Source organism: Streptomyces sp. NPDC001852 (genome assembly GCF_042891825.1).
GTDB lineage: Bacteria > Actinomycetota > Actinomycetes > Streptomycetales > Streptomycetaceae > Streptomyces.
Map to the genome: position 1 here is coordinate 24623 of NZ_JBIATN010000052.1, position 11070 is coordinate 35692.

Annotated in this window: 10 protein-coding genes; 8 read left to right on the forward strand and 2 right to left on the reverse strand. The window is 73.5% G+C overall.

The window, feature by feature from the left end; genetic code table 11:
- Positions 1 to 58 precede the first annotated feature (58 nt).
- Positions 59 to 745, reverse strand: a complete 687-nt coding sequence (locus ACFYZB_RS43965; RefSeq protein WP_388767500.1) for a ScbR family autoregulator-binding transcription factor — start codon at positions 743 to 745, stop codon at positions 59 to 61.
- A gap of 186 nt (positions 746 to 931) precedes the next feature.
- On the opposite strand from ACFYZB_RS43965, the gene ACFYZB_RS43970 reads away from it, so the two are divergent.
- A complete protein-coding gene (locus ACFYZB_RS43970) occupies positions 932 to 1774 on the forward strand; it encodes an NAD(P)H-binding protein (RefSeq protein ID WP_351217191.1) in 843 nt (280 codons plus the stop codon).
- A 72-nt stretch (positions 1775 to 1846) separates the two neighbouring features.
- Here the strand turns inward: ACFYZB_RS43970 and ACFYZB_RS43975 are convergent, their stop codons facing one another.
- Positions 1847 to 2839, reverse strand: a complete 993-nt coding sequence (locus ACFYZB_RS43975) for a ScbA/BarX family gamma-butyrolactone biosynthesis protein (protein WP_388767501.1) — start codon at positions 2837 to 2839, stop codon at positions 1847 to 1849.
- A gap of 562 nt (positions 2840 to 3401) precedes the next feature.
- Here ACFYZB_RS43975 and ACFYZB_RS43980 point away from each other — a divergent pair.
- The 7 genes from ACFYZB_RS43980 (at position 3402) to ACFYZB_RS44010 (ending at position 10888) form a co-directional block, all read left to right on the forward strand.
- The gene (locus ACFYZB_RS43980; protein WP_351217184.1) at positions 3402 to 4031 is read left to right on the forward strand and encodes a ScbR family autoregulator-binding transcription factor; all 630 of its coding nucleotides are present in this window, start codon (positions 3402 to 3404) and stop codon (positions 4029 to 4031) included.
- A 271-nt stretch (positions 4032 to 4302) separates the two neighbouring features.
- On the forward strand, positions 4303 to 5136 hold the full coding sequence (locus ACFYZB_RS43985) for an AfsR/SARP family transcriptional regulator (RefSeq protein WP_351217182.1): 834 nt from the start codon (positions 4303 to 4305) through the stop codon (positions 5134 to 5136).
- Between the two features lie 93 nt (positions 5137 to 5229).
- Positions 5230 to 6174 (forward strand): SRPBCC family protein, encoded by a 945-nt coding sequence (locus ACFYZB_RS43990; protein WP_351217179.1) that lies wholly within the window; start codon positions 5230 to 5232, stop codon positions 6172 to 6174.
- Positions 6171 to 7538, forward strand: a complete 1368-nt coding sequence (locus ACFYZB_RS43995) for a hypothetical protein (protein ID WP_388767502.1) — start codon at positions 6171 to 6173, stop codon at positions 7536 to 7538. Before ACFYZB_RS43990 ends, ACFYZB_RS43995 begins: the two co-directional genes overlap by 4 nt.
- Complete coding sequence (locus ACFYZB_RS44000; RefSeq protein ID WP_351217175.1) at positions 7535 to 8422, forward strand: 4'-phosphopantetheinyl transferase superfamily protein; 888 nt, start codon at positions 7535 to 7537, stop codon at positions 8420 to 8422. Before ACFYZB_RS43995 ends, ACFYZB_RS44000 begins: the two co-directional genes overlap by 4 nt.
- 172 nt (positions 8423 to 8594) lie before the next feature.
- A complete protein-coding gene (locus tag ACFYZB_RS44005) occupies positions 8595 to 10601 on the forward strand; it encodes a condensation domain-containing protein (protein ID WP_388767503.1) in 2007 nt (668 codons plus the stop codon).
- 86 nt (positions 10602 to 10687) lie between these two features.
- Positions 10688 to 10888 (forward strand): acyl-CoA carboxylase subunit epsilon, encoded by a 201-nt coding sequence (locus ACFYZB_RS44010; RefSeq protein ID WP_351217171.1) that lies wholly within the window; start codon positions 10688 to 10690, stop codon positions 10886 to 10888.
- Positions 10889 to 11070: the final 182 nt, after the last annotated feature.

Sequence of the window (11070 nt, forward strand, 5' to 3'; positions counted from 1 at the left end):
GGCGCGCCACGGCGTTCGTCCCCGGCCGGACGAGCCGGCCGGGGCATGAGCGCTCTCCTCAGTGGACGGCGACCTCGGCCATCTCGGCCCTCTCGGCGACCTCGGCCAGTGAGGCCTGCACTTCGGCGAACACCCTGGATCCTCGCGTCTCCGACAGGTCCAGAGCGGTGATCAGCGAGGGCGTCACCACGCTCGGCAGTATGTGGCGCAGCAGGGCGCAGGAGCGCTGCATCAGGTCGGCGTAGTCGGTGAGCGCGTGGGACATCGACTGGACGCCCGCGAAGGCACCGGTCAGGACGTCGGCCGTCTCCTGCGGTTCGACATGGGGAAGCAACTCGCCCTGCTTGCGGGCGTCTTCGAGCAGCCGGCCGGCGAGGCTGCCCCACTTCAGGAACGGGCCCCTGCGGTCCAGTCCGTCCGACGTCTGGTCCATGGTCAGCCGCACGCCCGCGCGCACCATGGAATCGGTCTGCAGACGGTGCGCGTGGAGCATCACCACGTCCACGAGTTCCTGAACCTTGCTTGCGCGTTCGGGAAGGCTGACCACCTGGTCCTGGGCGCTCAGCACCCCCTGGGCCAGGTCTTCCTTGGACTGGAAGTGGAAGTAGAGGGCCCCCTTCGTCACTCCGGCGGTCCTGAGCACTTCACTGATGGTCGCCGACCGGTACCCGCGGGACTCGAAGACCTCGGCCGCCGCTGAGAGGATTTTCCGGCGGGTGCGGATCGCGCGGTCCTGCATTGCCATGAAACCCCACTCCGTCCGGTGCGACGTACGCTTGCCAGGCCAGAAGAAACCGCCCAGTTTGTATATTACATCGGAACGTCCCCATGGGAATGAGGCAGCCCGCCCGGTTCTCGTGGAGAAGGCCGAAGTACGGCGGTGCCGCCTGGGAAGGAACCGGCCATTGTCGACAGGGGGAAGGGGAACCGCATGATCCTCGTGACCGGGGCCACCGGCACCGTCGGAGGGGAAGTGGTGCGCAGGCTTCCGGCCGATCGCGCCGTGCGCGTCATGACCAGGCAGACCGCACCTTGCACCGGGGTCGGCCGCGCGGTGGAGGTGGTGCGCGGGGACTTCGGCGACGAGCGCTCGCTGGCTCGCGCCGTGGAGGGAGTGACCTGTGCGTTTCTCGTCACCAGTCCGGTCGCCGAGGGCCATGACGAACGTTTCCTGCGTGCCGCGCGTCTGGCCGGAGTGCGACGGATCGTGAAACTGTCGGCAGCCGCCGTCCTGGACCGGGGCGCTGTCGATCTCATCACCCGCCGCCAACGTGCCCATGAGGAACTGCTGCGCGCCTCCGGGCTGCAGTGGACCCTGCTGCGTCCGCGCTCCTTCATGTCCAACACCCTGTCCTGGGCACCGTCCATCCGCGCGCAGGGGGTGGTGCGGGCGCTGTACGGCTCCTCGCCGATCGCCTGCGTCGACCCCCGGGACATCGCGGACGTCGCCGTCCGGGCTCTGACGGAGGACGGTCATGAGGGCCGCAGTCATGAGATAACCGGCCCCGAGGCGATCACCGTCGTCGAGCAAACGGCCCAGCTCTCCGCGCTGCTGGGCCGTCCGCTGCGGTATGAGGAGCTGACTGAGGACGAGGCCCGTGCCGTACTGCGGGCCCGGCACCCGGAGCCGGTCGCCGAGGCGTTGCTGCACAGCGCACGGCGCCAGTTCGAGGGTGCGAAGGCCGGGGTGCGGCTCACTGTCTCCGAGGTGACAGGACGCCCGGCGAGGTCTTTCCGGGGCTGGGCCGCGGACCATCTCGCGGCCTTCGTCTGAGACCGGCCGTCGTTCGCCGCACGCGCCGGGCGGAGTGGGCCCGGCCGGTGCGGGGGCCTGTCGCGGCAGATCTCAGGATCCGGTGTGCGCGGTCACGAGGCAGGCGAAGACCTCGGTTCCGTTCTGCCGTGCCGTCACCTGGACCGACTCGATCCCGCCGTCGGCCGAACGGCCCTGGTGCGTGGCCTCGATCAGGCAGGGTGCGTCCAGTTCGACGTACCGCTTGAAGGTGCTGTTCATGCCGAGCGGAGACATGGAGGAACGTTCCAGCACCTCGGCCGTGGCCTGCCGTGCCGCCTCGACCAGGACCATGCCCGGAACGTGGTCGACCGGGTGGTCGAACAGGATCGGATGGCGGGTGTCCACCCTCAGCTGCCACCGGTGCGGCCCGTCGACGGGTGACAGCACGACGTCGACCGGCGAGGTGCGCCCGACGCTCTGCGGCGAGGCGGGCGCGGTGAGCGGCAGAGCGCGGATGAGGGCCAGGTCCTCGCGGCCCCGCAGCCGGTGGTACACCTCCGGTGTCGCGGTGCTGAACGAGGCTGCTCCCCTTGCGACGGGGACGCCCTCCCGCAGCACCGCCGCCTCGTAGCCGAGCTGGGAGAGGCTGCCGCGGCGGTGTTTGACGTCGGTGGTGGTGACGACGAGTTCCAGGGAGGCCGGCGCGTCCCCGACCAGGAGCCCTCCGTGGTCCACGGCGATGTCGAGGCCCCACATGAGGAAGTGGTGCCCGAGCGGCACCCCGTACTCGGCGTGGGCCAGAAGTGAACCGACTTGCCGGATGGTTTCTGCGGCGATGAGCGGATCGTGCAGCCCGCCCTCGGACGGAGTGAAGAAGCTGTGTGCCCGCGGCCATTGCGCGGTCACCGCGAAGTGCGTGTCGTCCTGGCGCTTCCAGCTCGTCAGCATGACCTCGGCGACTGCCGCGCGGTGGACGAACTCCTTGGGAACCGTTGTGGTCAGCGACGGGAACGCGAGGACGGTGGTCCCGGGCGTCGAGACCGGAGTGTCCGTCTGCGCCTCGTGGAGTATCGCGCGCTCGCCCTTGAACATGATCGCAGACATGGCTTCCCCCTGGTGCCGTGGCGATGGATGGTGTGGCGCTCGAGCAGGAAGATACATACCAACCGGTTTCGTTTCTACCGGTAGCGGGGACTCCGCCTGACCAAAATGCGGAGGTGATCCATCCGTTAGGCATGTTTACGCGTGTCATTCTGGAGTGACCCCGTGGGGGAGGGTGTGCCGCGAACGTGGTGGTGCTCGAGCGGGCCGAGAGCGTTCCTTGAGCGGACGGGCGGAGGGTGGCCGAAAATTGCTGGATGATGGGGTGATTCAGGCCACCCCGGCCGCGCATCGCAGACCCGGGGAGAGCCGTGGCGGCGGGCCGGGCTTGGCGAGGAGGCGACCATCGGAGCACCGCTGCTGCAGCAGGAGCGGGCGTCGGGACCGGCCGTCCCGGCAGCCGGCGGCGCGGCCCCCGAGTCGGAATCAGGGCCTCGCCAGCTACAAACCGTCCTAGCGGTTTGTTAGGCTGGAGTGCTGATCGACTCCCTGAACGTGCCTGTGCCAAGGACACCGACCTGTCGGCCAGGAAGCACGGGAATCCCCCTCAGTATCGGAGTACGTGATGGTCAAACAGGAGCGGGCGGCGCGGACGAGGGAGAACCTGATCAGGTCTGCGGCCGAGGTGTTCGAACGGGAGGGGTACGCCGTGGCGTCGCTGACCGCGATCAGCTCGCAGGCCGGGGTGAGCAACGGTGCGCTGCACTTCCACTTCGCCAGCAAGGAGGCGCTGGCGCGCGAGGTCGAGGGGGCCGCGGCCGACGCCGTCGAGAAGATGGCGGAGGGTTGCCGCAGTTCCGCCGACACCCTGTTGCAGTCCCTCGTGAACGCCACCTGCCGGCTGCTCGCCGCCGTGGCCAGCGATCCGGTGGTGAGGGCCGGTTTCAAGCTGGGCCACGATCCCTCGCGCAAGAGCGGGGAAGGGGGGTTGTGGCGCTGGTGGTGCGCGTGGGTGCAGGATCTGGTCGCGCAGGCCGAGGAGGCAGGGGAACTGGCGCAGGGGATCTCGCCCGAGGACGCCGCCGCGGTCATCATCGCCACGACGGCCGGCTTCGAGGTGCTGAGCACCTGGGACCGGGACTGGCTGTCGGGGGAGCGGGCGACCCGCGTCTGGGCCTTCCTGCTCCCCTTGCTGGCCGACTCGACGCGCCAGACCCCCACCGGGTCGGGCGGCGAGGAGACGGCCACCGGGTGACCGGGCGCCGGCGGGGAGTCTTTCCCAAAAACCGTCCAACAGACAGGTAATGGTCCGGTCAGGTGACCGGACCGGGCGTCCGCCCGGAATCGCCCCCTGCGGGTTTCTGCCCTGGCATTTCCCTCCTCCCGTCGGACTCGCGGGCGTCTCGGGTGCCCATCGAAAGGTAAACAGGGCGCCCGGTACCGTATTGACATACCGCATGCGCTGTTTTTTACTCGGGGACACCAGGGGAAGCGCGGCAGACTGCACCAGAAAGCGGGGGAACGGCGTGGACATCGATGTACTCGGCACACTCGCCGTACGGCACCACGGGGTGTCCATCACGCCGACGGCGCCCAAGCCGCGCCAGGTGCTCGCCCTGCTGGCGCTGCGCGCCGGCCAGGTCGTCCCGGTGGGCGTGCTGGCCGAGGAGCTGTGGGGGAGCAAGCCCCCGCGCAGCGCCCGCGCCACCCTGCAGACCTACATCCTGCAGCTGCGCGAACTCATCACCGCCGCCCTGGAGAACGGCACCGGGGGCGACGCCGGGCAGCCCTGCCAGGCCAAGGACGTGCTGCTGACCGTCCCCGGCGGCTATCTGCTCAAGGGCGGCGACGGCACCAGCGACGTACGGGAGTTCGAGCGGCTCGCCGGCTCCGGGTACCGGGCCATGGACGCCGAGGACTACCCCCAGGCCGCCCGTCTGCTGCGCGAGGCGCTCGAGCTGTGGACCGGACCCGCACTCGCCGACGTCCACTCAGGTCCCCATCTGCAGACCGAGGTCAAGCGGCTGGAGGAGAGCCGGCTGTGCGCGCTCGACCAGCGCGTCGAGGCGGACCTGCGGCTCGGCCGGCACCGTGAGCTGCTCGCCGAACTGACCGTGCTGGTCAACCGGTACCCCACCCACGAGAGCCTGTGCGGCCAGTACATGCTCGCGCTGTACCGCTCGGGGCGCCGCGGCGAGGCGCTCGACGCCTACCAGCGGCTGCGCGCCACCCTGGTGCGCACCCTCGGCCTCGAACCGTCCCCCGCGCTCGCCAAGCTGCAGCGGTCCATCCTGATGTCCGGCCCCGACACCCTCTCCGCCCGCCCCGCGACGGGCGTGTCCGTGGCCCCCGTCGGCTGACGGCCCCTCACCCGCCGCCTCCTCCACCGGGAATCGAGCCCCGCTCAGGCCCTGCGGTGCAGCGTTGATCACACCTGGAGGAGGGGGTCGCGCATGTCGTCGCAGCGAGTGCACGCCGCCCAGCACACGGTCCCGGTCGCGGCGCCCGCCGGTGTCGTCTACGGCCTGCTCGTCGACGCCCCCCGCTGGCCGGTGCTGCTGGACCCCTGCATCCACGTCGAACGCGTCGACTTCGACGGCACCGAGGAGAACCTGCGGCTGTGGCACCTGCGGGACGGCCAGGTGTGCTCCGCCCTCGCCCGCCGCGTGCTGCGGCCGCGGGAGCGCCGTATCGAGTTCGAACGGCGCGACGCCCTGCTGCCCGCAGCGCCGACGTCCGGCACCTGGAGCGTGGCACCCGACGGCGACGACCGGTGCCTGCTGACCCTGCGTCATGAGCGCCCGGCCGGGCCCGGGGAGACGCCCGGCACCCTGGAGACCGACGTGCGGGCCGAGCTGGCGGCGCTGCGCCGGGCGGCCGAGCGCTGGGACCGGCTGGACGAACTGCTGCTGTCCTTCGAGGACAGCGTGTACGTCTCCGGCTCCGCCGAACTCGTCTACGACTTCCTCTACCGCATCGAGGACTGGGCCGACCTGGTTCCGGACGTCGAGTGGGCCCAGGTCACCGAGGACCAGCCGGGTGTGCAGGCGACCGTCCTGCACACCGTCTCCCCGGAGACCGGGGCGACGGTCCTGTCCGAGGCCGTACGGCTGTGCTTCCCGGCCGCCGGACGGATCGTGCACAAGGAGACCGTGACCCCCGACCCCGTCGCCGCGCACTGCGGGGAGTGGTACCTGGAGCCCGACGAGACCGGGGTGCGGGTCGTCTCCGCCCACCACGTGATGCTCCGGGAGAGCGCGGTGGAGGCCGTCCTGGGCGGCGGCGCCCTCCTCGTGGATGCCCGCCGGTATGTGCGCGAGTGGCTGGGCCGCTCCAGCACCGAGGCGCTGAGCCTGGCGCGGTGGCACGCCGAGAGCGCCGTACGCCGACTGCGATGAGCCCGCCGGAGAACGACCGTACGGCGACCGGCACCACGACGACGAGGAGATCGGCGATGGCCCTGACCTGGCCCGGCCCGCGTGTCGGGCGGCCCCCGACGACCCGGACAGCCCCTGGTCCCGAAGAGCCGGCGGCCGACGCGGCCCGCCTCGAGACGCTGCTCGGCGACCCCCGCGATCCCGGCAACCCCTACGGCCGGTCCGCCCTGTGGGCCGCGGAGCACGGCACGCTGCCCGCCCCTCCCGCCGGCCTGCCCGGCGCCGGGGAACCGCGGCCGGCCGCCGACCGGCTCGCCCGCGCCCTGCGCCCGCTCTTCCGCCGCGATCTCGCCCTCGCCCACGCCTGGGGCATCCGTCCGCTGCTGTGCGCACCGGTGCCGCACCCGGCGGCCGCGCTGCTCGGGCCGGCGGCGCTGACCGCGGCGGCCGGCGGCGTCCTGGGCGGTGCGGCCCGCATCGTGGACGGCCTCGGCAGGCACGAACCCGCCGCCAGGCAGTGGCAGCCGGTCCTGGCCTCGGCCTTCGCGGATCTGCTGGCCTGCGAGAGCCTGACGGCCGTGGCCCTGCGGTCCGGCCCGTGGCAGGGGCCGGGCGCGGACGGCCCCGGGCCCTCGCCGGCGCCGGGGGAGGGGCTCGCCGCCGTCGTGCGGTATCTCGTGCCCCAGCTGGTCGGTGAGCTGCTGGGCGATCTCGAACTGGTCCTGGACGAGTGCGGGTTCGACCGTGACACGCCCGAGCGGCGCACGCTGGCCAGGATCGTCCGGCACCGGGCCTTCGCCGGGGTCGACTGGACGGCCGCCAGTGCCGCGCAGACCCGGATCGTGCGCGGGCTGAGGGAGGCGGGCGGCTCGTGGCCGGCGGAGGGTACGGAGTGTGCGGCGCTGTTCCGGATCACCGAGGCCGCGCCCGCCGTGGCACCCGGCACGGACTGCGTGCAGGCCGTCGCGGCGACGCTGGCCGGTGCCACCGCACGGCTGGCCGGTGCGGACGACCCCGACACCGCGGCGCTCGCCCGGATCGGCCGCAGACTGGGCGTCGAGCAGCGGGCGTTGACCACCGCCTGCGCGGCCACCGCCGGGCACCACCCCGCCGACCCGGCGGCGCGGGCTCTGGCGGACCGTCAGGCCCTGCTGGTGCTGGCCGGCGCCGCGCTGGGCGTGCGGGAAGCGGCGGCCGGGGCGCGGCTGCCCTTCCTCGGCGGGGCCGGCTGGGCGCTGCTGGCGCTCGGCCGGATCACCGAGCGGCTCGGGCTGCCGCTGCCCGCCCGCACGCCCGATCCGCAGCCGGGCGTGTGGGCCGAGCTCGCCCGGCGCGGGGCGCACGGCCTGGACTGCGACCTGTATGCGACGAGGCTGCGGTGGTGAGCGCGCAGGGCCGCGTCCCGGCGGGGCCGTTTCCGCCGCCGTGTCATGTTCCCGGCCCGGACGGGCCGTGGGAGGAGCTGCAGGAGCGGATCGAGGAGACGGGCCGGGCGGTGGTGCACACCACCTGGGGCCAGTGGCTGACACCGGCCCTGCTCGATCCCGGGCTGCGCACGCTGCTCGGCCGCGACTGGCCCCGCTACCGGCAGCACCCGGCCCCCGCCGGGCGGCTGGGTTTCGCGGTCTCCCGGGTGGTGGTCAAGCACACCGCCGCCGCTGCCCTCCAGGTGCCTGCCCAGCGGCTCGATCTCGCCTATCTGCCGGGCGGGCGGCCCGTGCTGCGCGGGCTCGGCGCGGACCTGCAGGTGAGCCTCAGCCACACCGACGAGCTGATCGTGGTCGGCGTCAGCCGCGCCGGGCCGGTCGGCGTGGACGCCGAGCCCGCCGCGCGCCGGATCTCCTTCGAGCTGTTGCGCAACCACGTGTGCACTCCTGGGGAGGCCGAACTGCTCGCGGCCCTGCCCGAGGAGGAGCGCACCGACCGGTTCCTGCGGCTGTGGACGCTGAAGGAGGCGTACACCAAGGCGCTCGGGCACGGCCTGCGACGCCGGTTCTCGGCGGTCGGCTTCGCATGGGACCCGTCGGGAGCCGCCCGGCTGACCGAGGACACGGCCGGGGAGTGGGCCTTCGCCACCCATCTCGTCCAGGAGCGCTTCCTGGTGAGCGAGGCGCACCGCCGGGACGCCGTGCCGGCGCCGGCGGGCGGGGTCCGGGCGCCCTTACCCGTGGCCGAGCCGGGAAGGCTGCCCCTGGGGGAGCCGCCGGGGGAGTCGCCGGGCCCCCGTGTCGTCGGCCTTCCGGGGGTGCAGGGCCCCGGACGGCGGTGAGCCGAGGCGTCGGCGGCCGGTTCGGGCGCTGCCGGGCCGTGGCCGAACGCGCCGTGCAGAAACGATTCGAAAAGGAGGTCGGGGTACCCGGCACCGCTGCTGCGGCACAGGTGTCCGGCGCCCCGGGCAGCGGATGAGGAGTCATCACTCGCACGCGGGCGCCGTCCTTGCCGTGGTGCACGAACCGCTCGGCACCCGGACCTGGTCACCGCTCGTCTTCGAGCTGTGCGGGCTCGCCCGCACGGAGGCCGAGGCGATCGCCGCCCGCGTCGCCGAGCGGCATCCGGCGTACGACGTCGAACTGGACGACGCCCTGGACGCCGGGCGCCCCGGCCGCCATCTGCTGCGGCTCACCCCGCGCGGCCCGGCCACCCCCGGCGGACCGCTGAGCGACGACCTGCTGGCGGACCTGCTGGCACCGCTCGCGGCGGGCACGGTCACCGTGACCGGGCACCAGCGTGCGCTGCTCACGGCGGCGGTGGAGGGCCAGGGCGGCCCCGGCCGGTACGTGGAGCAGATCTTCTGGGACTGGGCGGGCCCGTTGGACCTCACCCGGTTCATCTCCGCCTGGCAGTCCGTCGCCGAGCGGGAGGCGGTGCTGCGGGCGTCCTTCGACTGGTCCGGCGCCGCCCGCCTGGTGCTGCACGAGCGCGCGGTCGTGGAGGTCGTACGCCATGTCCACGCCGCCGTCGGCTGGAGCGAACTGCTCCGGCAGGACCGGGCCCGCGGCTTCGAGCTGTACCGGCCGGGCCTGCTGCGGGTGTCCCTGCTCGACGGTCCGCCGGACACCACCGGCGCCGGGCGTTCGCCCACCCGCGTCCTGGTGACCTATCACCGGGCCCTGCTCGACGAGCGCGGCGCACGTCTGCTCCTGCGCCAGTTCTACCGCTCCTACCTCGCCGGCGGGATGCTGCCCGGCGGGGACCGGCGGCCCGACATCCGCGACCACTCCGAGTGGCTGGCCCGCCAGGACCCGGCCGTGGCCCGGGAGTTCTGGGCGACGGCCGCGCCGCCCGCCGACGCCGCCGTCAGCCCCGGCCGCCCCGGCGGACCGCCCCGGCACACCGAGGGGCCCGGCCGGATCCAGCGCCGGCTCAGGCCGCCCCAGACCTCCCGGCTGCGCTCCTGGGCCGCGGGCCGGGGTGCGGGGGAGAGCAGCGCCCTGCACGTGGTGTGGGCCCTGCTGCTGTACCGGGCGGCCGGGGCCGACGGGCCGCTGCCGGTGGCCTTCGGCGTGCACCTGTCCGGGCGGGACATGTCACTGCGGGCCGCGGCCGACATCCCCGGACTGCTGGGCAACCCGCTGCCGATGACGGTCACCGTGGACCCCGCGGCGCCGCTGGTGGACCTGCTGCTGCAGGTGCGCGACGCCGCGCTGGACCTCAACCCCTACGCCTGGGTCTGCACTGACCGGATCCAGGAGTGGAGCGGGCGCGCCCCCGGCCCCGACCTCACCGAGACGACCGTCCGCTTCGACAACCACCCCGAACTGCCGGAGAACCTGCGCGCCGAACTCGCGGCCCAGGGCATCCGGGTGGGCGTGCCGCAGAGCGCGGGCGGTGACACGACCCTGCCGGTCACCCTCGTCGCGCACTACGACGCCGAGGGCGCCCTGGTGCTGACCGCCCTGTACGACCGGGCCAGGTTCACGGACACCGACGCCTCCGGCACCCTCTCGCAGTGCCTGCACCTGCTGCGCAGCCTGCCCGAGCACCCGGACGACACGTTCACCGTCGCCGACGCGCTGCGGCTGCTGCGCAGCTCCGAGGTGCCCCGTATGACACCGCCGGGCCCGGGCGGCAGCCGGCTCGCGCTGGCGGTCCTGCGGGCCGGGGAACCCCAGGCGGACGTGGTGTGCCTGGTCACCGTCCCCGGTGTCACCCCCGGTGCGTACGACACGCTCGTGCGCGAGCACGAGGGGCCGGAGCGCATCGTGCTGCTCAGTGTGACGGGCCGGGCCGTGTCGCCCGGCACCCTCCAGGAACTGCTCGGTCCCGGGCGGCAGTTGATCCTGTGCGGCGCCGGTCCGGCCGGCCGGGTCGCCCACGAGATCGCCCGGCGCACGGCGGAGCAGACCGGTGAGGCCCCGGCGTTGGTCATGACCGGGGTCGGCGGTGCCGCGGAGAGTGCGCAGGCGCTGTCCCGGGCCCTGCGGGCGGTGCGGGCGCGCAGCACCTGACCGCCGCGGCGGCCGACCGGTTTTCTAGCGGGCCGAGATCTCCTCTTGAGCGCCATGGCGGACCGTGGCCGAAAAGAGGAGGCGGCATGGGCGATACGGACCGCGGGGAACCGGCTCTGCGCGTCGAGCGCGGCACGGCGACCGACGAGGAACTGGCCGCACTGACCGTCGTACTGCTGGCCCTGCGCGGCCGGGCGGCGGACGAGGACGCACAGCGGCGGCCGGTCAACGGTTCGCGCTGGTGGCGGCGGCCCGGGGGGTACCAGGGATCGCGCAGCTGGCAGTGATGGATGCTCCGCCCCTTCAGGAAGGGATCTGACGACATGTCGATGACGATTGCCGCTGCCGAGGCCGAGGCCGCTCCCGCCGACATCCGCGGGCGGGTCGCCGAGCTGCACGAGATCCGTGCGCAGGCGGTGGCGGGCCCCAGCGAGAAGGCGACCGAGGCGCAGCACGCCAAGGGCAAGCT